We start from the raw sequence: 21,961 nt of genomic DNA on the forward strand, positions 1-21,961 counted from the left end.
CGGCCCGCCGCCGCGGCGGATCGCGTGTGCTCAGGCGCCGCCCCGCTCGCGGGGGATCCTCAGACCGGCCTCGATCGGCACCGGCAGCCGGTTCTCCGCCGGCGGCAGCGGGCAGGTAGCCAGGTCCGTGTAGGCGCACGGAAGGTTCGCCGCGCGGTTGAAGTCCAGGACGACCGTCCCGTCGGCGGCGGGCGGCTCGACGCCGACGACACGATTGGCGGCGTACGTGGTGACCCCGGAGGTCGCGTCGGTGAACAGCACCGACAGGCTGCCGGGAGCGTGACCCGGGAAGGCGGTCAGGGACAGGGAACGGCCGTCCAGTTCGAACTCGATCCGGCCCGGCGCGTCGTACACGTGCTCCAGCCCCTCGACCGCGGCGCCCACCGTGGTCGGCCGCGGCTCGTCGAACGCGACGTAGCGGCCCGTCAACGCCCAGCGTGGATCCGGTGCGTAGGCGGGCGTCCCGGCGAAGGCGGTCCGCAGCGGTGCGTCGGGGTGCCGCGGACGCACGATGTCGTGTCCGCCGCGCCTGGCCACTTCGATCACGGCGTTCCCCCACACGGCGTTGACGCCACCGCGTTCGGGGAGCACACCGAAGTGATGCTCCCCTTGCACCGGGCTTCCCTCCACGACCAGTTCCTCGCCCTCGTCGAGGGCCACGGTGACGCCGTCGGAGCCCGTCCTCCACCTGCCCGGGGCGTCCGGGAAACGCTGCGGCCGGTCCTCGAGCCAGTACAGCCCGGTGATCGCGAGGAATCCGTGCGGGTCGGCGAGCCGCTCTTCCTGCGTCCGGTACCAGTTCAGCCAGTCCTCTGTGAAGGCCTGACGGTCCGCCGAGGTCACCTGAGTGGTCATCAATGCTCCTTCGTCCAGCGGGGGTCGGCCCCGCAACGGTGTGTGCGTCTTCTGGCGAGGGGATCGCTGCCGGCGTACCGGCCGCCGGGGCATCGGGTACGGGTGTTCCCTCACCCGGCCAGTTCGCCGAGGAGCGCCCAGGTGCGTTTCCGGTTCGCTTCTCCGGCGATCTCCGAGCCCGAGAACACCACCTCCGTGGCCCCGGCGTCCCGGTAGCGCCGTACCTCGTCCGCGACGCCCTTCTCGTCACCGATCACGGCCACGTCGGACGCCCGCCGGCCGCCGGAGAGTTCGATGACGCGCGCGTAGGACGGGATCTGTTCGTAGAACGCGAGCTGTTCGGTGGCCTTCTCCCGTACGGAGTCGACGTCGTCCGTGACCACGCCGTGCACCAGGGCCACGATCCGGGGCGCCGGGCGCCCGGCGGCCTGTGCCGCGGCGGTGAGCGCGGGAACGATGTGGTCCTCCAGGGCGCGGGGGCCCGCGAGGTACGGCAGGATCCCGTCCGCCAGTTCACCGCTGGCCCGCAGTGCCTGCGGCCCCATCGCGGCGACCAGCAGGGGCACACCGATCTCGGCGCCCGGCACACGTGCGGAGATCGGTGTGGAGGCGGTGAGCAGTTCACCGTGGAAGTCGGCCGTACCGGTGCGCGTCAACTGGCGCAGGGCGATGAGGAATTCACGCAGGCGGGCGACCGGCCTTTCGAAGGGCAGCCCGAAACCGCCCTCGGTCAGGAGTTTGGTGCCCAGGGCGAGACCGAGGTGGTAGCGGCCGTGCGTGGCCGCCTGGGCGGTCTGGGCCTGACTGGAGACGACCAGGGGATGCCGGCCGAAGACGGGGATCGCGGAGGTGCCCACATGGAGTCCGGGGACCTCGCGCCCGACGACGGCGGCGAGTTGGGGTGAGTCCGCGCCGAAGGTCTGCCCGAACCAGGCCGACCGGAGGCCGGCCGCCGCAGCCTCCTCGGCCAGCCGCACGGAGGCGTCGACCTGGTTCTCCGCGCCGGATGCGTTGACCGCTACTCCTACTCCTACAGTCATGCCAGTGAAAACCGTCGACGTCCGAACCGGCATTCCGGTCCGTGTGTGACAGCTTCTTGTCAGTCGTGTGTACGGGGACGCTCTCCGGAGGCTCCGCCGGACGTCTCGGGGGACACCGCTCGGGCCGAACTCGCCCGGGACGCCGGCCTGAGCTCGCTCGGCGACATCGGCGGACCATGCCGAGTCGGCCCGTGTCGGAGACCGACTTCGCGGGCCTTCGACCATGGCGCACCGCGGTCAGATGCCGGGGTCGTACTCGGTGACCATGGCCTTGGCGCGGGCGAGTTGCTCGTCGGGCAGCGGACAGGAACGTCGCGTCGTCCTGTCGAGGTGGACGCCGGTCAGCACGGTGATCGCCAGGGTGTCGCCCGTCGTGGCGTTCTCCATCCGGTGACAGAAGCGGATCACCTTGCTGCGGACCTCGAGCAGCGCGGAGCGGACCACCACCACATCTCCGGCGAGAGCTTCCTGCCGGTAGGAGATGCGCTGATCCACCGCGACCATGCCGCGCTCCCGGTCCCGCAGGTAGCCGGGCGTGATGCCCATGCGGGCGAAGAGGGACCAGGTGGCCTCGTCGAACTTCCCGACGTACCACATGACGTTCATGTGCCCCATGTGGTCGCAGTGCCACGGGTACACCGTGCCCTGGTACGTCACTTCCATGTCGGTGGCCACCGTGTTCGTCCCTTCGTGCGGTACGCGTCGCTGCCGCGGCGAGCCCGGTGCCCTCCGGGCGGGGCGGCGGAGCCGGGCCGCCGTGCCAGGTTAGTCAACGTTAACTGAGAGGTGTTGTGTGACCTGCGGCACGGTGCTGGTCCGATGCGGCGGAGCGAGAGCGGCCCGCTCTCGCTCCGCCGCATCGTCACGCGGGGTCCGCGGTGCGGACAGTCGGAGGCCCGGTGTTGACCAAGCTTCACGGTGTTGGTTGGCTGGCACCCCGAGTGGCTGATCCACCGGTGATCGGACGGGCCCCAGCGGCCGGAGAGGGCGGGAACCGTGGTCGGCCAGGTCAGCGATGCCGAGGCGTTCTTCGAGCAGGTGGCGGAGGAGCGTTTCGTCCCCACCGCCTACACCCGGGGGCCCTGGGACGAGCACTCCCAGCACGCCGGGCCGCCCGCCGCTCTCCTGGGCCGTGCCGTGCAGTTGCGTTCCGGTGCCCGCGAGGACATGCGTCTTGCCCGCATCACCTTCGAGATCCCTCGCCCGGTGCCGCTGCGTCCGCTGTCCGTGGCCACCCGCGTGATCAAGGAGGGGCGCAGCGTGGAGTTCGTCGAGGCCACGCTGACGGCCGAGTCGGGCGACGAAGTGATGCGGGCCAGGGCGCTGCGCATCCGGACCGACCCCGGTTCCGTACCGGCGACGGGCGACGTCCCTGCCGTACCGCCGCCCGACGAGTCACGCTCGGAGCCGTTCTTTCCCGTGCCGTGGGACGTCGGCTATCACACGGGGATGGAATGCCGCTTCGCGGCGGGCGCCTTCCTGGAGCACGGACCGGCCACGTGCTGGATGCGGATGCGGGTGCCCTTGGTGGCGGGAGAGAAGACTCTGCCGTCGGACCGGGTGCTCGTGGCGGCGGACTCGGGCAACGGGCTGAGCAACGTCCTGGACTTCGGTACGCACGTGTTCATCAACCCCGACCTGACCGTGCACCTGCACCGGTATCCCCTGGGCGAGTGGGTGTGCCTCGACGCACGTACCGACATCGACGCCGACGGGATCGGGATGGCCGAGGCCGCGCTCCACGACACCCGCGGTGCGATCGGCCGCAGTGTGCAGAGTCTGTTCGTGAGCGGTCGGGCCTGACGCTTCGGCCCCTGACCTCGTTGCCGGTGACGACGAGGCGGCCAGAAGGGGGGCCCGTCGGAGTGTCTCCGGCGGGCCCCACCCGGGTCGGTGCTTCGCAATCAGGCGCGGTGGTTCCGGTAGTAGCCGCCGACCTGCTCGTGGTAGCCGGCGTCGCCGACGTGCTTGTCCTTGTCGAACTCGGGAGAGTCCTTGATCTGCTCCTTCGTGAGGTCGACATAGATCTTGCGCTCGGCCTGGTCCACCGTCCTCACGGTGCCGGCGGGCAGCAGGACGTGCTTACCGAAGATCCACACGCCGGTGTCGACGACGAGGTACGAGGAGTTGACGTCGTCCGAGTGCTTGTCGACCTTGCCGATACTGCCGTCGGTGGCCTCGACCTTGTATCCGATCAGGTCGGTGCCGGGGACGTGGCCGGTGGTCGGCTGGTAGCCCCAGATGTTGTCACTCATAAATCGGCTCCCTCATCGAAATTCTCGGCTCCGCCGCAGTCGAGCCGCGGAGTCGTCATGGACGTCATCGAAATTCGGTGACGTTTTCTCAGGCGGGCGAGTGCCCCTCGATTAGGACCTCACACCGTAGTGTCGCGAAGAATATGGATGGCCGCATGTGCCGTGCCGCGGACCGTGGTTGCGGTCGTCACGGTCATCCTCCGGCCGGCGACCCCGACCACCCCGAACCGGCGGGATCAGCACGTGTATCGGGTCACTCGGGCGACGGAGGACGGGTGGGTCCCGACGCCACGGCGTCGGGACCCACCCGTCCTGGTGAACGCTGCTGCGGCCCGCCTACCAGCGGTACCAGCGCCCCCGCTTTCCGCCGCTGCCCGCAGGATGGACCACGAAGCCGAGGAGCCACACGATCAGCACGACGACAGCGATCCACCACAGGGCCTTGAGCGCGAAACCGGCACCGAAAAGGATCAGGGCAAGCAGAAGAACGAGAAGAACAGGAACCATTGTCATCAACCTCCGAGCCCTCGTGTGCCCTGCGGAAGGCTCTCCATTCCTGCGGATCTCACGGGTTTCAACGGAACTCGGCAAGGCGAAATCCCCGGCTTCATACGGATGGTCGACGCCCGGCTGATTCCCGGTTTGAAGAAGCGGAAAAGGGTGAGGGGCCGTCCGATCGAGCCGCCGACGTTCACACCGCTGCGTGGAGGCCGGATCTGCGTGGCACCCGCCGTCCGCTATCCGAGCGTGAGCATCGCCTCGGTGACCTCGTCGACCACCGCCTCGGGGATCGCAGTGGCGGCCTCGTCGAGGACGAGCAGCCGGGCCCCGGGGATCTCGCGCGCGATCGCCTCGCCGTTGCCGACAGGGAAGAACCGGTCGCGGCGGCCGTGGACGACGAGCGTGGGGACCTCGATCTCGGGCAGGCGCTCACGCCAGCGGGGTTCGCAGTCAAGCCTGGAGAACACCATGCCCATCTGGTTGGCCATCTGGACCGGGGGCGCGGTGCCGGGCGTACGGTCCCATGTGCGCGCGGCGATCGCACGCGCGGCGACGGGGTCGTCGCCGAGGATCTCCGCGCCGGCGGCGGCGAACTCCGCAACCGCCTCGCGGTCGGTCCAATCGGGCAACGGACGCGCGAACAGCCGGCCCATCGTCGCCTGGTCATGGTCGGGGAGGTCATCGTCGGGCGGGCCAGGGGCAACCGCGCGGGTGCCGGCCAGGGTGAGCGCCGAGAACGCGCCCGGATGGTCGAGCACGGCCACCTGGGCGACCATCCCGCCGACGCCGATCCCCGCGAGGTGCGCGGGTCCCCCGCCGAGCGCGTCGGCAAGAGCCGCCGCGTCGGCGGCGAGGCCGCTCAGCGTGTAGGCGGGCGCCCCCGGATCCGTGGTCGTCGACTCCCCGCTGTCGCGCAGGTCGTAGCGCACCACACGGCGCCCCCGCCCGCCGGCGGCGAGACGCTCGCACAGCGCGTCGGGCCAGGAGAGCATCGTCGGCCCGCCCGCGAGCAGGACGAGAGGCGCGTCGTCGTCACCGAACGACTCGATGCCCAAGGCGATCCCATTGGCGTCGACCGTGGTCATCGGATCACCGTAGGACGTCGTAGGACAGGTGCGTCGCGGTCGATGTCGAGACCACGCCCCGCCGCACCGGCGTGCGCGGCGCTCCGCCGGTGAACAGTGGCGTCCCGGCGGTCGTCGGGGCCGTCGGGGAACGCCCACGTGCGCAGGGCCTCGCCACCGGTGCCCGGACCGTGGTCCGGGCCGAGGTCGGGCCCGGCGACGAGACCGTCGAGAGGGACCGATACGTCAGTGATGATTCGAGTCATGCCAGGGCAGACCCGATCCGCCGCCCGAACTCATCGCTCACGCGGGAAGCGTGCAGCGGATGCGAACTCGGCCGCACGACGCGCGAGGCGGCACGTCGGACGCCGAGGCCGCGGCGACGTCACACGCAACCGGCGGCCTCACGGACGCGTCGCAGCACACATGGAACGCGAATGGCTCTTCTCTCTCATCCCGCTGGCGATCGGCGTGGCCTTCCTCGGTATCGGCGCGTACGGGCTGCGCCGCGCGAGCATGCTGCGTCGCTCGGGGGTCACCGCGGAGGGCAGGATCGTCCGTCACGACGTCAGGCGGAACGACGAAGGCGGCTCGTTCCACCACCCGGTCGCGGCGTGGACGACCCGTGACGGGCGCGAGTGCGCGTACTCGTCCCGGCTCGGCCGCGGTTCCGTCGTGGGCGGCTTCGGCGTGGGGACCGCCGTGACGGTCCGCTACGACCCGAACGATCCGCGGCGTTTCGCGATCCAGGGCTGGGACACACCGGCCTTCGACCTGCTGTTCACCGTGCTGGGATCGGTCCTCACCGTGGGCACGTCGGTGGTGTTGCTCGTCCGACTGGTCATGTTCTGAGCGCAGGCGGGGTGCGACACATGCCTCCCGCTTTCAGGGCGCGGCTGATGAGTCTTGTCGTCGCCCTACCGGCGTGGGGCTACTTCGGCTTCCGCGTCATGAGGGAGGTCCGTGGGATCAAGGAGGACGGCCGGTCGGCACGCCTGCGCCGGGAGGAGCGGAACCGCATGGGGCGGGACGAACTGCTCGATGCCGTGCCGCGGTTGGTCGCCCGCGGTCCGCGGTCGCTGGAGTGCGGCGTGCCAGGACACGGGGCAGGGCACCTGTGTCTTGCCGTGTCCGAGAAGGTCCAGCTGGCCGATCTGGTCGAGGTGTTCAGCGGTCGGTACGGGGCCTCGCGCAACCTGTCCATGGACGGGTACGCCGATCCGACGGTGGACGCGACGACAGGACTGCCCCTTCTCACCCCCTTCGGCAGTCGCGTGGTGGACATGCGGGCCTGGGCCCAAGGGAGTTGGTGGATCGGGGCCGGGACCGCGGACAGCGGCGACGGCGTACGGCGCGTGGTGCTCGTGGCCGAACGGGGGAGTTCGTCTTCCGCGTTCTGACCGAGACCGGGCAGCCCTTCTCGGCCGCCCGGTATGTCGACACACACTGGTTCCAGAGCTACGAGGCGTGAGCCGCTTCCGATCCGGTGTGCCCGCAGTGCGCCCGGGCAGCGGTTCCCGATGGCCCACGCCCTGGGCGCGGTCACCGCCGGCGTCCCGGTTTCTCGCCGCACGGCCCTTGCGAGGTGTGGTCGTGGCCCGCCGGAGCGGCGAGGTGCTCTCCTGACGCATGTGCATCACCTGTCGAGGGTCGGCGAAGGCACCTTCCCGCCGTGACCGGCAGCCGACCCTCCCGTGAGACGCCTCGGCAACCCTGCGGGTCAAGGCGTCCGGCGTGCCGTCGTGGTCAGATCCGCCACGAGCCGCTTGGCGAGCCGCTCGGAGGACGCGGGGTTCTGGCCGGTGTACAGGTTCCGGTCGACGACCACGAACGGGAACAGCGGCAGACGTGCCTTGACATAGTCCGCTCCGCCCTCGCGCAGGCGGTCCTCCAGCAGCCACGGAGCCTTGCGGCCGAAGCTGTTGAGCTTCTCCTCGGTGTTGGACAGGCCCGTCATCCGGTAGCCGGCGAACGGCCACGAGCCGTCGTCGTCCCTTGCCGCCAGCGCGGCGGCAGGCGCGTGGCACAGCAGCGCCAGCGGCTTGCCCGAGCGCAGCACCCGGCTGAGCAGGGCGCCGGAGACGGGGTCGACCGCCAGATCCTCCATGGGACCGTGTCCACCGGGGTAGAACACCACGTCGAAATCGTCAGGATCGGTCTTCGCCAGCTCCCGGGGGCTGTTGAGCTCGCTCCGGATCGAGTCCAGGTACCGGGAGACCTCACGCAGCTTGGAGGGCAGACCGGCGGTACGGGACATGCTCAGCCGGTCCAGTGTCGGCGCCTTGCCGCCCGGGGTGGCGATCGTGATCTCCCACCCCGCCTCGGTGAAGATCTTGTGCGGCATCGCCAGTTCCTCACCCCAGAATCCTGAGGGGTGGGCGGTTCCGTCGTTCAGCGTCCAGCGATCTGCCGCGGACACGACGAAGAGGGCCTTGGTCATTTCCATCTCTTCCTTCTGCGGTGACGGTTCCGGCACCTGTCTCATGGGCTCGACGCCTTGCGCACGCCTCAGCGAACGCCGGCTGCCTTGAGGGCCTTGAGCGCGGTGGACAGGAGGGCCGCCCAGGTCTTCGGCGAGACGCGCGCCGGCGGGGTGAACCCTTGGACGCGCTGGTGGGCGACGGTCTGCGGTTCGGTGTACTTGAGGATTCCGTCGGCGCCGTGACGACGGCCGAGTCCCGAGTCGCCCATGCCACCCATCGGCGCGTCGATGCTTCCCCACGCGGCGGCGTACGCCTCGTTGACGTTGACGGTGCCGGCGTGCAGGCGGGCGGCGACGGCTCGTCCCCGGGCTCCGTTGCGGGACCAGACGCTGCCGTTGAGGCCGCACGGCGTGGCGTTGGCCCGGGCGATCGCCTCGTCGACGTCGCGGAAGGGGTAGATCGACACGACGGGGCCGAACGTCTCGTGCTCGCACAGCGTCATGTCGGGGGTGACGTCGGCGAGAACGGTGGGTTCGTAGAACAGCGGCCCCAGGTCGGGCCGGGCCCTGCCGCCTGCGAGGACGGTCGCGCCCTTGGCGACCGCGTCGTCGACGTGCGCGGTGACGGTCTCCAGTTGGGAGGGGTTGGTGAGGCAGCCGACGTCGCTGCCGTAGTCGTACGAGGCGCCGATCTTGAGGTGTTTCGTACGGGCGACGAACGCGGCGACGAACCGGTCGTGGACGGCCTCGTCGACGTACAGGCGCTCTACGGAGACACAGAGCTGGCCGGTCGAGGGGAAACACGCGGCGACGGCACCGTCGGCGGCCTTCTCGATGTCGGCGTCGTCGAGGACGATCATGGCGTTCTTGCCGCCGAGTTCGAGGGACGCGCCGATGAGGCGTTCGCCGGCGTCGCGGGCGATCTTGCGCCCGCCGGCGGTGGAGCCGGTGAACATCATGTAGTCGGCGTTGTCCATCAGCGCGCCGCCGATGGAGCTGCCCCGGCCGACCATCATCTGCCACACACCGGCCGGGAGGCCTGCCTCGTGCATCAGATCGAGTGCCCACAACGCCGTGAGCGCGGTCTGCGTGTCAGGCTTCTGCACGACCGCGTTGCCGGCCATCAGTGCCGGAACGGCATCCCCGGCGGCCATGCTCAGCGGGTAGTTCCACGGCGAGACGATCGCGACGACGCCCTTGGGATGGCGCAGCTCGGTGGTGTGGGTCAGCACCGGGATCGCGCCGCGACGCCGCTTGGGCTCCAGAAACCTGGCGGCGCTGCGCGCGTAGTACCGGGAAGTGATGGCGGTGTCGGTCACTTCGAGGAACGCGTCGCGGCGGGTCTTGCCGCTCTCGGCCTGCATCAGATCCAGCACCTCGTCCTGGCGGGCGAGCACCAGGTCGTGGAAGCGCAGCATGATCTTCTTGCGTCGGCTCGGAGATGTTGCGGCCCAGACCTTCTGGGCGATGCGGGCGCGTGCGAAGGCGTCCTCGACGTCCCCGGGTGTCGAGACCGGCAGGTCGGCCAACGGGGCGCCGGTGTACGGGGCGTTGGTGGTGACGCGGGCCGCGGCCGCCGCGGCCGCGACTCGCGCTGCCAGCCGGTCGATCCGGGCTGAGGTCAGGGAGGCGGGCAGGACGGAGCGGCGGACGGAGGTCGACGCAGCGGCGTGGTCGGTGGCCATGGCAGGGCTCCTCAGATCCGGCTCCGTACGGAGGTCGGGACCGGCATGTGCAGGGCGAGTTGGCCTTCGGTCACCACGTCGAACTGAATGGTCCTGATCGGGTTGAGGGACCGCAGGTCGTCGGCCATGCGGCCCGCTCCGACCTGCAGGGCGACGCCGCGCGCCGAACGCGTCGTCCCGGCCGACAGCATGTTGGTCTGGCTCAGCGTCGAGTGCCACGCACCGTCGATCGACGTGTACGAAGTGAGGCTGGAGACACGCTTGCCGCTCGGGTAGGCGGTCTGGGCGGGTGTGGTGGCCAGCAGCGACAGGTCGGTCCCACCGGCGTCGTTGGCCACGTGCGCGGTGGTCCGGGAGGAGTCGATGTCGACGTCGAGCGCGGTGACCCACTTGGGGAAGCCGTAGCCGTCATGGCCGCGGACCTGGGCGATCTCGGTGCTGACGGGCAGGGACAGCACGTAGGAGTCGAGGTGTTCGTTCTTGAAGCCGGCGACGAGGTCGAAGAAGCTGAGCCCGCCGTGTCGTGCCGGCTTCACGGCGATCCCGACGGCGGCTTCGGTGTAGAAGTCGATGTCGCACACGTCGTAGCGGAAGAACATGACCGAGATCAGCCCGAGGCCCGGCGCGACCTCCAGCGGCGCCAGTTCCCCGGGCAGGCGGGTACGGATCGCGCGGGAGCGGGCGAGCATCGTGATCCGGGCGGTCGAGATGCGGTAGTAGAAGTTCGGGGTGAGGGTGGCACCGATCGGAGAGTCGACCTTGGTCTTGGGCAGTCGGCGGAAGAAGTCGACACCGCTGACTCGGGGGTCGCGGACGACTTCGTCGAGATCGGTGTTCATCCGGTACCGGTCGTACAGGCCGCCCTTCGGGACGGTGACCGTACGGCCGCCCAGGTCGACCTCTGCTGTGTCCTGCTGGGGCATGGGCACGGGCATGGGCATGGGCATGGGTGTGGCTCCCGTGAAATAGATGTGAGCAGTGCTTACATCGGGGCGAGCCCAGGCCGGGGTGTAAGCACCGTCAGCAATGGGTGGGTGTCATCCACCGACGAGTTCGGCGGATCTGTTCGGGCGAGGGTGGCGAGGGGACTGCTGCGGCGAAGGTGCCCGTCCGGGGCGAAGGCGCTGCCACTGTCCCGGCCGCGATCGGGGTCGGGCTGCCGGTCGGGGTGCGGGCTACGCGGGCCGGCTCGCCGCGGCGGTGTCTGCCGGGGCGGGCAGCCAGGCCCGGTAGCGGCGCAGTGCCCGTCGCTGATGACGCTGCTCGGAGACCAGGGCGAACGCCGGGTGGGTGCCGGGCCTGGGGTCGCTGCCGCGGGCGATGCGCCGCATCTGGTGGCGGACCTGGGCCATGCTCGCGGCCGAGGCGAGGGCCTTGTCGGACCACGTCACGGGTCGCATCTGCCGGTCGGCCTCGCGGTCCTGGCGCCAGCGGTTCGGCAGGTCCGGGGTGACGGCCAGGGCGGTGCCCATTCCCACGAGCGCCACTCCGCTGTCGAGCACCTTCTCGGCGGTCTCGCGCCGGGTGATTCCGCCGGTGAGCATGAGCGGGAGCCGGCTGCTCCTGACCAGGTCCTTCGCCAGGTCGAGGAAGTAGGCCTCGCGTGCCTGGGTGCGCGAGTCGGCACGGCGGCCGGTCATCGCGGGGCTCTCGTAGCTCCCGCCGGACAGTTCGACCAGGTCGACGCCGAGCGGTTCGAGCATCCCGATGACCTGCCGTGCGTCGTCGGCGTCGAACCCGCCGCGCTGGAAGTCGGCGGAGTTGAGCTTCACCGCGACGGCGAAGGACGGTGAGACGGCGGCGCGGACGGCGCGGACGACGTCCAGCAGCATCCGGGCCCGGTTCTCCAACGACCCGCCCCACGCGTCGGTGCGCTGATTGACCAGGGGTGACAGAAACTGGGACAGCAGGTAGCCGTGCGCGGCGTGGATCTCCACACCGTCGAAGCCCGCCTTCTCGGCGCGGTGGGCCGTGACCGCGAAGCGTGTGACGGTGGCCTCGATCTGCTCGGGGGTCATGGCGACGGGGCGGCCGAAGCGGCTGCTGTGCTTGCCCAGGTCGACGCCCACCGCGGACGGGCCCCACACGACGCCGGGCATGTCGGCCTGGATCTGGCGGCCGGGGTGATTGATCTGCATCCACATCGCCGCGCCCCCGGCCTTGCCGGCCCTGGCCCAGTCGGTGAACGGCTTCAGTGGGGCTGCGTGGTCGAGCACGACTCCGCCGGGGCCGGTCAGCGCCTCGGCGTGCACCATGACGTTGCCGGTGATCACTAGTCCGGTGCCGCCGGCGGTCCAGCGCCGGTAGAGCCCGGTCAGCTCTCGGTCGGGCACCTGGCCGTCGCCGGCCATGTTCTCCTCCATGGCCGCCTTGGCGATCCGGTTGCCCAGTATCTGTCCGGAGCGCAGGGGCAGCGGCGAGAACAGCTCGCGGGTCATCCGAGTTCCCCTCTCCCTCTCGATCGCATACAATGTGTACGCCGCTCACATTAGCCGGACGATGTGAGCGCTGTATACATGAGGGAGTGTGACCTGTGCCGCAAGCGGGTGCGTACCATCACGGCGACCTGCGGGCCGCCTGTCTGCGTGCCGCCCGGGAGCTGCTGGAGGAGGACGGCAGCGCCGGGCTGTCCCTGCGGGCGGTGGCGCGGCGGGCCGGAGTGTCGGCGACCGCCCCCTACCGCCACTACCCGGACCGGGACGCGCTCGTCTCCGCGGTCGCCGCTCAGGGCTACCGCGAACTCGCCGTACAAATGGCCGCCGTGCACCCCTCGCCGACGACCCCCGACGACCTCGCCGCGGTCGCGGTCGCCTACGTCCGGTTCGCGCTCGAGCACCCGGCTCTGTTCCGGGTGATGTTCGCCGAGCCCTGCGACCCGACCAACGAGGACCGGGTCGGCGCGACCGCCGCCATCTCGGAGTACGTCCGCGGGATCGTCCGGGGCGCTTTCCCGGGGGCCGACCCGGACGTGCTGTCGACCACCGTGTGGGCCCTCGTCCACGGACTGGCGTTCCTGCACCTCGACGGCAAGCTCGACTCCTCCACCCCGGAGGTGGTCGCCGATCAGGTCGGCGCCGCGGTCCACGCACTGTTCACCGTCTCCCCGGCGGCTTCGCGGACGCTGCCCGCGGAGGCGGCGAAGGCCTAGGGAGTCGCAGGGGTCACGGTCCGGCGGGCCGCCGTCGGCGGACCGTCTCAGCGGTACGTGAGCCTCGTGCACGGCGGGGCCGGAGGTGTCGGCACCATGGCCATCCAGATCGCCAAGGCGCTCGGAGCCCGCGTCGTCACCACCGTCGGCAGCGCAGAGAAGGCCGCCCGTGCGCGGGAACTGGGCGCCGACGTGACGATCGACTACCGCACGCAGGACTTCACCGAACACGGCCCCTACGACGTCATCCTGGACGTCGTCGGGGGCCGGTACCTCGAACGGAACGTCCGTTCCCTGGCCCACGACGGCCGCTTGGTCGTCATCGGCCTGCAGGACGGGCTGGAGGGCCAACTCAGCCTCGCGGAGCTGGTGTTCAAGCGTGCTTCCGTGCACGGCACGACCTTGCGCACCCGGTCGGCGCAGGCGAAGGCCGCCATCGTGGCGGAAGTGCGGAACAAGGTCTGGCCGGTGATCGAGAGCGGTGTCGTGCAGCTGGTGGTCGACCGGACCCTGCCCATGGCCGAGGCCGCCGAGGCGCACCGGCTCATGGAGGCCGGGCAGCATACCGGCAAGATCCTGCTGGTGAACGACTGAAGCGCGGGGGGCGGCCGTGATCCGACCGGCTGGGACAGCTCCGGTCCGTCGTTGCCGTAGTCGAGGAGCCACCGCCCCGGTGTCAGGGACACCGGGGCGGGGCAGCCGGCGCGGCGTCCGGCACGCGCGTCACCGCACGCGCCGCGATCGGGTCCCGCAGAGTCTGCGTTCATTGGGCACCGGCCGCGCCTGTCGTCATTCGTTCGATCGACGACAGAAGCGGGAGATGTCAGTCGGAACGAGAAATGTCGACCGGCCCGACGCCGGAGCCGAAGGCACTCAGCTCCGGGACGCTTTGCGGGCCCTGAAGGCCGCTGCCTTGACGCGGCTTCGGCAGGCCGTGGAGCAGAAGTGGCGGACCGTGTTACGGGAAGCGTCCACGTACACGCGGTCGCAGTGTGGGGCCGTGCAGACGCCGAGGCGTCCGGCGAGGTCACTGCCGATCGCCAGGGCCAATGCGGTGGCGCATCCGGCACTCCAGCCCACGGAGAGACTGTCGTCGGAGCCATGGAAGTGGACTTGCCAGGGCTCGCCGGCAACGCGATCGAGTTGTGGGCGGGCGCCTGTGGTGCGCAGCAGGACGTTCGCCAGCTGGGCCGCCTGATCAATGTGGCCACTGTCGACGGCCTCGAACACTGCCCGCATCTGCTGGGCGGTGTGCGCGAGATAGGCGGCGTGGTCCGGGGAGACTGTGGCGCGATCCGAAGAGAGCGGTAGCGCCTCGTGAACCGCTTGCGGGAGCTGATCCCCGTGAGGAGCGGCATAGGGGCGGCCCTGCCTGGTGCCGTCGGTCAGCGTATTCACGAGGGAGACGGTCGCGTCGAGCAGCGTCACCACGTGACCATCGAACATCACTTGACCGGTCACTCCTTCGGTCTCTAGCGTGCAGGCGCAACCGACGATAGTCGTTTCGCCGGTGACGCGCGAGGGGGGTTTCGTGAGGTTTGCGCAGAGCCGGAAGCGCTTGCCGCGTACGGTGCGGTTGCTGATCGCGGCGCGAGCGGTGAACCGGCTGGGGGCGTTCTCCCTGTCGTTCCTCACCGTGCTGATCACGACGAGCTTCGGCGCCAGTACCGCCGTCGCCGGGTACGTCAGCGCCGCTTTCGGACTAGCCACGATCCCCTCGCGCCTGGTTGGCGGTCGCCTGGCCGACCGTATCGGTCGGCGCCGCACGATCGTGGTCGGGCTGACCGGGTGCGCGGTGGCGCAACTGGGCATCGCCTCGGCCGGCGGCCTGGTGCCGGCGGCCTGCTTCGCGGTGCTGATGGGGTTGGCCTTCGAGATCTACGAGCCGCCCAGCCAGGCGGTGATCGCGGATGTTGTGGCGCCAGGCGAACAGGTCGGCGCCTACGGCCTGTTGAACGCGGCCCTGGCAGTGGCCGGCATGGGCGCGGGCCTTCTGGCGGCCGGGCTGGGGCGCTGGGACCTGCGATGGCTGTTCGTGGTCGATGCCCTCACCTGCCTGCTCTGCGCGCTGACCGTGCACCTGGTCCTGCCCGCAGACCACCGTGCCGCGACAGCGGCAACCCGGCAAGCGGCCACCGTCGCCCCTTGGCGAGACCGTTCGTTGCTCGTGATGCTCGCGGCAGGGACGCTGTTCGCGGTGGTCCATCTCCAGATCGTGATCGCGCTACCGCTGTCCCTGGAACTCCGCGGACTGCAACCCGCCGACGCCGGACTGCTGTTCACCACGTCCGCCGTCACCATCACCGCCGGGCAGCCTCTACTGAGGCTCAAGCGAATCGCCACACTGCCGACACCCGTCGCCTTCGCCGGCGGCTATCTCCTGATGGCCCTTGGCCTTGCCGGATACGCGTTTGCTCACAGCCTGCTCGTCCACATCGCGGCAACCCTCACGTGGAGCGTGGGGGACCTGCTCCTCGTCGGCCGCGCCTACGCACTCGTCGCAAGCCTGGCCCCCGCCGCCGGAAAGGCGCGATACCTGGCGGTCTACGGCACAAGCTGGGGCATCGGCGGGATCGCCGCCCCGCTCATCAGCACACAGGTGCTCGAGCATGCCGGAGCTGTCGGCTTGTGGTGCTCCATGTCCTTCGCGTGTCTGATCCTCGCGGTTGTGCATCCTGTCTGGATCCGCACCGCCGATGACGGCCGCGAACGGAACGCGACGCTCGCTCGGGATCAGGCTGCCTGTCCGTAGCCGTCGGCCCCGGGCGAGTTGTCGCCACGCAGCGGGCCGAAGTCGAAGTCGAGGTGCGGGTCGCACGGTCCGCGCTGCATACCGAGTGGTGATGCTCAGCCCGAACGCGATGGTGCCGGGCGGCGGGAAGGTGCCCCTCATGGCCCAGAGCCTCCCGCCTGCGCCGCCCTCGGTCACCGGTCGTGCGGGGAATGGGCGGCCTGATCGCATGGTGCGGTGCCGTGCCGTTTCGTGGGCGGGGAAATGGGTCGCGTCCCACTGCGCCGAGCCGCTAACTTCCGCCTGAGCGGGACGAGTCAGGAGACGCGAGGGCGAAGGGGAGCCAGGCATGCAGTCCGAGGGCGCACGGACCGGTCGGCTGGGCCTGTTGCTCGACCAGTTCGACCGTGCCAGGGAGATGGCACAGGTTCGGCTGACCGGGCTCGGCGACGAGGAGTACCTGTGGGAGCCGGTGCCCGATTGCTGGTCGATCCGGCGGCGGGGCACGGCGACCACTCCGAGGGCGTTCGGGCCGGGCGAGTGGGTGCTCGACCTGGGCGCCCCGGACATCCCGGCCAACGAGTACGCGGAGGTTGCCCGGCAGGCGGCCGGCGGTATGACCGTCGCCAAGATCGCCGAGGACTGGAGCGTGAGTGTCGAGCGGGTCGAGCAGATCCTCGCCCACACCGGTGAGCCCGAGCCCGACGAAACGCGGGTCACCACCATCGCCTGGCGGCTGGGGCACCTGCACTACGGTTTCGCGGGCGGATGGGAGTGGACCTTCGGCGAACGCCGACAGGACCCGAAGCTGCTCGTCGACTTCACGCCCTCGGCCGCCGTGGCGCTCGATCGGTTCTGGGCGCTGCTCGACCGCTGGCGCGACAGCGTCGCCACCGTCACCGACGAGCAGCTCGACACCGTCGGCTTCTCGCAGTACCCGTACGGCTCCGACCCCGACGATCCGTACGTCGACGTGCTGTCGGGGGCCAACCTCGAACTCATCCACCACATGGCGGAGATCGCGGTGCTCCGCGACCTGTGGCGGACCCGCTTCACCGCGGCCGGTTAGGCCCGGGCCGGATTCCCGACGCCTCCCCGGCACGGTCGATGGCGGGCGCGGGGCGGCGTCGCTGCGACACGGCCGACGAGGCGCCGCGCGGGCGGTCGGCGGCGTCGCTCCTGCTCGGGCTGCCGTGGCAGTCCGCCCGGGAGTTGTCGTGGCGGCGGACCAGAAGTGCGCCGCAGTCGTCGACGGGACGAGCGCCTGCCAGGCAGTGTGAGGTGATGTGCCGCAGGGCTGCCTCGGCCGGGAGCGACGCCGCCTGTTCCAAGGCTTCGTCGAGAAGGTCGTGGGCCTCGGCCGGATCGGTGCCGGGCCGGTCGGTGAGTCCGTCGGTGTGCAGCAGGAGTTGGGTGTTTTCGGGAAGCCGGTGCGGAGTGGAGCGGTAGGTGCCCTCGGCGAAGATGCCGAGGGGGAGGCCGACACCGGTGATGAGCTCGCGCGATCCGCTGCCGGGGGAATGGAGAAGGGGGCTGGGATGCCCGGCCGAGGCGCATCTCAGGTCGCCGGTCGCGGGGTCGAGAAGGATCAGACAGCACGTGGCCGTGCGAGCACGCTCGGGATCGTTGTCGTTGTCCTCCGTCAGCAGTCGGTTGGTGTGGTGCAGCAGCTCGGCCGGGTCCTCGGTGAGGGCCGCGTAGGCGCGGATGGCGGTACGCAGCCGGCCCATCAACGAGGCGGCCTGCGTGTCGTGTCCCTCGATGTCGCCGATGCCGAGCAGGAGCCGGCCGCTGCTGGTGGTGTAGGCGTCGTACCAGTCGCCTCCGGCGTGGGCGCCCGCCGCGGCGGGGAGGTAGGAGGCGGCCAGCTCGATACCCGTCAGGTGGGGCAGCGCGGTGGGCAGCAGGCCCTTCTGCAGCTCGACGGCGCGTGCGTGCTCGGTGTCCCAGGCGCGGCAGCGGTCCAGGGCGCGTCCGAGCAGCCCGGCGGCCGCGATGAGCAGGGCGTGGTCCTCGGGGGTGAACGCGTGGGGCCGGGTGAAGGACAGCAGGCATGCGGCGGGGCGGGCGTCCGGCGCGGACAGCGGGATCGGCAGTGCGGCCCAGGCCTGCCGGTCCAGGCGGGGTGACACGTCGGCGTAGTGGGGATAGGCCGAAACGAGTTCGTCGTGGGAGGCGATGAACACGGCTCGGTGCTCGCGCAGTGCGTCGGTGAGGGGTGCGCTCGCGCTCAGTTCGACGGCGCGGAGCATCTCCAGGTGGTGCGGCTGCTGTCCGTGGCTGGTCAGCAGGTGCAAGTGCTGGTCCGCGGCCTCGGCCAGCACGATGGCGTCGGCGCCGAAGACGGCCAGTACGTCGCAGGTGGCCGCGGCCAGTTCGTTTGTGCTGCCGGCCGAGGCGCAGGCGGAGGCGAGTGCGCGCATCTGCTCCGCGCTGCGGATCTGCCGGTGCATGCGTTCCTCGCGCCACGCGGCATGGTCGGCATCACGGGTGATGTCGGTGACATGGCCGGTGAGTACCACCCGATCGAGCACTTCCGTACTGCGGGAGCAGCGGGCCTGCATGACGTGCAGCCCGTCGAAGCCGACGACGCGGTAGATGACTTCGTAGGTGCCGGGCTCCTGCTGCAACTGCTGCAGGAGGCGTTCGGCCTGCGGCAGATCCGCCTGCGGCAGCGCCGCCAGGGCCGCGGACAGCGGATGCCGGCCCGGTCCGGGAAGGCCGTGGATGGTGGCGAAGACACGGTCGCAGGTGATGTCCTGTCCGGTGAGGTCGAGTGTGAAGGCGCCGCGTTCGACCTCCCGCAGCTGCGGGAGAACGTCGGGCTGTCCGGGGCCCGGCAGGTCGGCCAGGACGGCGGCGACTTCATCGGCGACTGCGGACAAAAACGTTTGCTCTGCGTGTGTGAACGGTGTCGGCCCCGGTCGCAGTGCCACGAGAGCGCCGATCGACTTGCGCAGGGGGAGTGCCGCGGCCGCCGCCGGGGCGTCGGCCTCCGGGAGCGGGTAGGGGCGTTCGAGGCCGTGCCCCGTCCAGACGTGCCCCAGTGCGGCCAGACAGATCGGCCAGCTCCCGGAACGTGCCAGGGGACGCAGCGGAGGCTCCCACACCGAGGGAAGTCCGCTGATGCCGCACGGGAACAGGTGGGCGCCGTCGTCCTGCGCCAGCATCAACGCCCAGCCCACCACCCCCAGCCAGGCGCACGAGCCGGCCAGTGCGGCGGACATCTCCCAGGGGCTGCAGACCTGGCGGAGCGCCGCCCGTACGCGGTCCAGTGCATCAGAGGGAATGGTCATGACGGTGCCTCCCACTGCCGGACCTCTCAGAAGCACGACGTTAGGTCCTGTGCGAGAGGGAGCGGGAGAGAAGCCCACAAGCGCCCCGCTATGCAAGACCTTGAACATTCATGATCAGTGTTGCGCGGCCGGCTCGAAGACCCTCGTCGGGGTCAGCGGTGACCAAGTTCCTTGCTGTGCAGTGAAGTTGATGTTCCGAAGGGCAAGTGAAACGTATGATGACGTTGAGTGAAGCATGCCAAGGAGTGACGAAAGGGAAGTATCTGTGCGCCTGATCGCTGGAGTTGCCGCCACAGTTCTGGCCGCCTGCACCGCCGTCGGATTCGCCGCGTCCTCGGCCCAGGCCGACGACCCGGTCGCGGGGATCTACGTGGACCAGACGTGGCACAAGGGTGGTTACTGCGAGTTCCAGCCCTATGGCGAGCACCTCATCGTCAAGGACCGGGACGCCGACGGTCACTCGGCCGTCGCGGAGCTGACGGTGGACGGGTACGGGACGTACTACTACTGGAACAGCGACGGCAACGGCACGACCCGCGATGTCGACCTCGACTTCGCCGAGGATCACCATGTGACGCTCCGCTGCCTGCTCGGCGACTGGAAGGGCACGCCCACCGGCGGGATCATCTGGGACAGCTACGACCACATGCTGGAGTGGGTCACCACCTGGACCTGAGGTGTGCGGTGCGGCCCGCTTCTACGTGTCGCGCTGCCGGCGCACCATCTCGTCGATCCAGACGGGGGCGAACGGAGACGTGCAGCCGGGGGAGGTCGGGTAGTCCTTGAGCACCTCCAGGCGCTCACCGATGTCGACGGCACGGGCGCGGTACTCGGCGTGCTCGATCCCGATCTGGGCCAGGCAGTGGTTCATCGCCCACTGCAGCCGGTTCGGGGCGTCCTTCATCTCCGCCTCGATGACGTCGAGCAGTCCTGCGAGGTCGAGGCCCTCGGGCTTCTTCGCCACACGCTCGGTCGTCAGTGCCCAGCCCGCACTGGCGACCACCGGATCCGGATCGGCGGTCCAGGCCAGGCGCAGCTCCTCGGCGTGCGGGTTCTTCTTCACCACGTAGTTCACGAGCCAGTCGTGCACTTTGGGGGTGCGTGCCGCGCGCAGCATGGCATCGAGCTCATCACGCTCGAACGCCTTCGGGCAGCAGATGAGAAGCGCCAGCAGTCGCGCCGCGGTGTCGTCCGTCTCCCAGAGCCGGCGCGCGAGGTCCTGCTGCGTCTTCAGCCGCTTCGCGAGCGCGCGCAGCTTGCTGAGATTCACACCGTGATCGTCACCGTGCTTCTCGTTCACCGCGCGCGTCTTCGGGTCCTCGAGCTCGCTCAGCTCGGCCATGACCTCGGCCGGCGTCGTCTCGGCCACCTCAGCCTCCTGTCTCCTCCGTGCGAGAGGCAGCCTACGCAGGATCGGACGCGGTCCGGACGTTCCCTTGCCCGCGGAGGAGGCCGCCGGGGACGCGGCGGCACCCGGGCGGCATCGTGGCGGCGCTCAGGAACCGCCGCGCCGCGCTCCCTCGTCGGCGCCGGCAGGGTCGGGGCCCGCCGCGTCCGGTGTCGTGACCGTCGTGAACGGCAGCACGAGGCGCGAGGGGTGTGCGGCGTCGCGGTAGATCTTGTGGGTGACGGGGCGGCCCACCGGCAGGTGGAAGGCGTCCGGCGGCAGCAGTGCGTTGTGCGCGTCGGCCAACGGCTCGTCGTTCGACAGCTCCACCGTCAGACGGTGACCCGGCCGGAAGGTGGCCGCGAACGGGTAGAGCCGCAGCACGTACTCCTCGATCCTCCCGGGCTCCACCGGCACCGCCCGGGTGTGCGGGTGATACGGGTTGCCCTCGGTGGTGCGCTCCTCGTCGAGCTCGCGATGGGAGGCCTTCAGATATCCGGTGGTGATCAGCTGCCGGCCGCCACCGGGAGCCTCGTCCCACAGGCGCAGGATGAAGTTGGTGTCGACCTGGTCGATCTCCGCGAAGAGGTGCGCGGCCCCGTGCCCATCAGCTCGGTGGGCTCCTCGAACGGCTCGGTGCTCCACTTCAGCACCTCCACCTTGTCGGTGACGGTCAGCGGAGCCGTCGGGGGCCGCGTACTCCGTGCCCATGAGCTCGGGTTCGAAGGAGAGCTTGTGCCGCGGGCGCAGATGGAGTGCCTTGTACTCGGTCTCCTTCGGCGGCCACTGCGCCGCGGTGACCACCTCGCGCGAGCCCTCCACGAAGACGCTCACGGCCGGCTCGTCCATGATCCCGTTGTCGACGCCCTTGAGCCAGTACTCGTACCAGCGGAACATCTTGTCGTGCTCCTCGACCCAGGGGCGTGACTGCATCGGAGGATAGGAGCCGATGTCCAGCTTCTTGGGGCCCTTCAGGACGTCGAACAGCTCGATGTGGCCGTCCACGGTCCAGCCGCGCCCCTGGTCGATCTGCAGGTAGACGGGGTGTGGACGCCTTCGGCCCGGCGCCGCTGGAGGGCACCAGCCGGGCCGGGATCCTGGCGTCGAGCATCCGACGGGTCGCGGGGAGGATCGGCGAGCCCGGCGTGGGCGACGCGTTCGCGGGCATGTTCAGCGACGCCGTCAGCGACCCGGCCCTGCGCGAGATCCTGTCCGCGCGGTTGCAGGATCCCTGTCGGCGCCAGCTCCAGGAGGCCCTCGGCGAACCGGAGAACCGCGTCCTGTTCTTCATCGACGTCGTCGTGGGAACCCTGCTCCACCGGATGGGCACGACCGGCGAACCGATGGCCGACGCCGACGCACTGGTCGAGATGGTTGTGCCGCGGTTCACCGACGGTTCCGGCCGGACGTAGCGGCAGCACGACCGCCCGTCCGGCCTGCCCTGAAAGGCGGGCTCGGGCCGACGTCGACAGCCGGGGCGGAGATATTCGGATGCCCCGGGGACATGGGGGCGTTATGGTCGGCCGCATGAACGTCACCGGCCGAACCATCACCGCGACCGCGCGAGCGACCAGCTC

The 21,961-nt window shown here is 70.4% G+C and carries 22 protein-coding genes and 1 pseudogene; 9 read left to right on the forward strand and 14 right to left on the reverse strand.

From position 1 onward, the window contains the following. Positions 1-30: 30 nt before the first annotated feature. The 3 genes from ACZ4IF_RS40645 to ACZ4IF_RS40655 form a co-directional block, all read right to left on the reverse strand. Positions 31-855, reverse strand: a complete 825-nt coding sequence (locus ACZ4IF_RS40645) for a DUF1684 domain-containing protein (protein ID WP_467573044.1) — start codon at positions 853-855, stop codon at positions 31-33. Between the two features lie 110 nt (positions 856-965). Beyond that, on the reverse strand, positions 966-1,928 hold the full coding sequence (locus ACZ4IF_RS40650; protein WP_467573046.1) for an LLM class F420-dependent oxidoreductase: 963 nt from the start codon (positions 1,926-1,928) through the stop codon (positions 966-968). Positions 1,929-2,132: 204 nt separating this feature from the next. Then, positions 2,133-2,570: an acyl-CoA thioesterase gene (locus ACZ4IF_RS40655; protein WP_467573049.1), complete on the reverse strand. Its 438-nt coding sequence runs from the start codon at positions 2,568-2,570 to the stop codon at positions 2,133-2,135. A 321-nt stretch (positions 2,571-2,891) separates the two neighbouring features. On the opposite strand from ACZ4IF_RS40655, the gene ACZ4IF_RS40660 reads away from it, so the two are divergent. Continuing rightward, complete coding sequence (locus ACZ4IF_RS40660; RefSeq protein ID WP_467573052.1) at positions 2,892-3,698, forward strand: thioesterase family protein; 807 nt, start codon at positions 2,892-2,894, stop codon at positions 3,696-3,698. Positions 3,699-3,799: 101 nt separating this feature from the next. On the opposite strand, the gene ACZ4IF_RS40665 is transcribed toward ACZ4IF_RS40660, so the two are convergent. The 3 genes from ACZ4IF_RS40665 to ACZ4IF_RS40675 all read right to left on the reverse strand — a co-directional run bounded on the left by ACZ4IF_RS40665 (position 3,800) and on the right by ACZ4IF_RS40675 (position 5,736). Beyond that, positions 3,800-4,150 (reverse strand): PRC-barrel domain-containing protein, encoded by a 351-nt coding sequence (locus tag ACZ4IF_RS40665; RefSeq protein ID WP_359496794.1) that lies wholly within the window; start codon positions 4,148-4,150, stop codon positions 3,800-3,802. A gap of 336 nt (positions 4,151-4,486) precedes the next feature. Beyond that, positions 4,487-4,657 (reverse strand): DUF5670 family protein, encoded by a 171-nt coding sequence (locus tag ACZ4IF_RS40670; protein ID WP_467573058.1) that lies wholly within the window; start codon positions 4,655-4,657, stop codon positions 4,487-4,489. Positions 4,658-4,887: 230 nt separating this feature from the next. Beyond that, entirely contained in the window at positions 4,888-5,736 is an 849-nt protein-coding gene (locus ACZ4IF_RS40675; protein ID WP_467573061.1) for an alpha/beta fold hydrolase, read from the reverse strand. A gap of 405 nt (positions 5,737-6,141) precedes the next feature. On the opposite strand from ACZ4IF_RS40675, the gene ACZ4IF_RS40680 reads away from it, so the two are divergent. Together ACZ4IF_RS40680 and ACZ4IF_RS40685 are read left to right on the forward strand one after the other, a co-directional pair. After that, positions 6,142-6,567: a DUF3592 domain-containing protein gene (locus tag ACZ4IF_RS40680; RefSeq protein ID WP_467573064.1), complete on the forward strand. Its 426-nt coding sequence runs from the start codon at positions 6,142-6,144 to the stop codon at positions 6,565-6,567. Positions 6,568-6,587: 20 nt separating this feature from the next. Further along, the gene (locus tag ACZ4IF_RS40685; RefSeq protein ID WP_467573067.1) at positions 6,588-7,115 is read left to right on the forward strand and encodes a hypothetical protein; all 528 of its coding nucleotides are present in this window, start codon (positions 6,588-6,590) and stop codon (positions 7,113-7,115) included. Between the two features lie 320 nt (positions 7,116-7,435). Here ACZ4IF_RS40685 and ACZ4IF_RS40690 read toward each other — a convergent pair whose 3' ends face one another. From ACZ4IF_RS40690 to ACZ4IF_RS40705, 4 genes are all read right to left on the reverse strand, one after another. Continuing rightward, entirely contained in the window at positions 7,436-8,155 is a 720-nt protein-coding gene (locus ACZ4IF_RS40690) for a type 1 glutamine amidotransferase domain-containing protein (RefSeq protein WP_467573070.1), read from the reverse strand. Between the two features lie 68 nt (positions 8,156-8,223). Continuing rightward, on the reverse strand, positions 8,224-9,822 hold the full coding sequence (locus ACZ4IF_RS40695; RefSeq protein WP_467573074.1) for a succinic semialdehyde dehydrogenase: 1,599 nt from the start codon (positions 9,820-9,822) through the stop codon (positions 8,224-8,226). 11 nt (positions 9,823-9,833) lie between these two features. After that, complete coding sequence (locus ACZ4IF_RS40700) at positions 9,834-10,757, reverse strand: acetoacetate decarboxylase family protein (protein ID WP_467573176.1); 924 nt, start codon at positions 10,755-10,757, stop codon at positions 9,834-9,836. Positions 10,758-10,997: 240 nt separating this feature from the next. Continuing rightward, a complete protein-coding gene (locus ACZ4IF_RS40705) occupies positions 10,998-12,260 on the reverse strand; it encodes an NADH:flavin oxidoreductase/NADH oxidase family protein (RefSeq protein WP_467573078.1) in 1,263 nt (420 codons plus the stop codon). A 95-nt stretch (positions 12,261-12,355) separates the two neighbouring features. Here ACZ4IF_RS40705 and ACZ4IF_RS40710 point away from each other — a divergent pair, with 95 nt between their 5' ends. Further along, positions 12,356-12,970: a TetR/AcrR family transcriptional regulator gene (locus ACZ4IF_RS40710; RefSeq protein WP_467573081.1), complete on the forward strand. Its 615-nt coding sequence runs from the start codon at positions 12,356-12,358 to the stop codon at positions 12,968-12,970. A gap of 63 nt (positions 12,971-13,033) precedes the next feature. Next, a pseudogene (locus ACZ4IF_RS40715) lies at positions 13,034-13,564 on the forward strand (zinc-binding dehydrogenase); the annotation flags it as partial. A 279-nt stretch (positions 13,565-13,843) separates the two neighbouring features. Here the strand turns inward: ACZ4IF_RS40715 and ACZ4IF_RS40720 are convergent. Beyond that, positions 13,844-14,416 carry a CGNR zinc finger domain-containing protein gene (locus tag ACZ4IF_RS40720; protein WP_467573178.1) on the reverse strand — a complete coding sequence of 191 codons (573 nt, stop codon included), beginning with the start codon at positions 14,414-14,416 and terminating at the stop codon, positions 13,844-13,846. A gap of 85 nt (positions 14,417-14,501) precedes the next feature. Between ACZ4IF_RS40720 and ACZ4IF_RS40725 the strand changes: the two genes are divergently transcribed. After that, positions 14,502-15,722, forward strand: a complete 1,221-nt coding sequence (locus ACZ4IF_RS40725; RefSeq protein WP_467573084.1) for an MFS transporter — start codon at positions 14,502-14,504, stop codon at positions 15,720-15,722. A 328-nt stretch (positions 15,723-16,050) separates the two neighbouring features. Then, complete coding sequence (locus ACZ4IF_RS40730; protein ID WP_467573088.1) at positions 16,051-16,770, forward strand: DinB family protein; 720 nt, start codon at positions 16,051-16,053, stop codon at positions 16,768-16,770. Here the strand turns inward: ACZ4IF_RS40730 and ACZ4IF_RS40735 are convergent. Then, positions 16,754-18,997 carry a PP2C family protein-serine/threonine phosphatase gene (locus ACZ4IF_RS40735; protein WP_467573093.1) on the reverse strand — a complete coding sequence of 748 codons (2,244 nt, stop codon included), beginning with the start codon at positions 18,995-18,997 and terminating at the stop codon, positions 16,754-16,756. The genes ACZ4IF_RS40730 and ACZ4IF_RS40735 overlap by 17 nt on opposite strands. A 265-nt stretch (positions 18,998-19,262) precedes the next feature. Here ACZ4IF_RS40735 and ACZ4IF_RS40740 point away from each other — a divergent pair, with 265 nt between their 5' ends. Then, positions 19,263-19,673, forward strand: a complete 411-nt coding sequence (locus ACZ4IF_RS40740; RefSeq protein ID WP_467573096.1) for a hypothetical protein — start codon at positions 19,263-19,265, stop codon at positions 19,671-19,673. A gap of 21 nt (positions 19,674-19,694) precedes the next feature. Here the strand turns inward: ACZ4IF_RS40740 and ACZ4IF_RS40745 are convergent, their stop codons facing one another. Together ACZ4IF_RS40745 and ACZ4IF_RS40750 are read right to left on the reverse strand one after the other, a co-directional pair. Beyond that, entirely contained in the window at positions 19,695-20,339 is a 645-nt protein-coding gene (locus ACZ4IF_RS40745) for a DNA alkylation repair protein (RefSeq protein ID WP_467573180.1), read from the reverse strand. Between the two features lie 153 nt (positions 20,340-20,492). Continuing rightward, positions 20,493-21,389, reverse strand: coding sequence for a CocE/NonD family hydrolase C-terminal non-catalytic domain-containing protein (locus ACZ4IF_RS40750; RefSeq protein ID WP_467573099.1), 897 nt, complete (start codon positions 21,387-21,389; stop codon positions 20,493-20,495). 41 nt (positions 21,390-21,430) lie between these two features. Between ACZ4IF_RS40750 and ACZ4IF_RS40755 the strand changes: the two genes are divergently transcribed. Further along, positions 21,431-21,796 (forward strand): TetR-like C-terminal domain-containing protein, encoded by a 366-nt coding sequence (locus ACZ4IF_RS40755; RefSeq protein ID WP_467573101.1) that lies wholly within the window; start codon positions 21,431-21,433, stop codon positions 21,794-21,796. The last annotated feature ends 165 nt before the right edge of the window (positions 21,797-21,961 follow it).

The organism is Streptomyces sp. NPDC025784 (assembly GCF_055558435.1).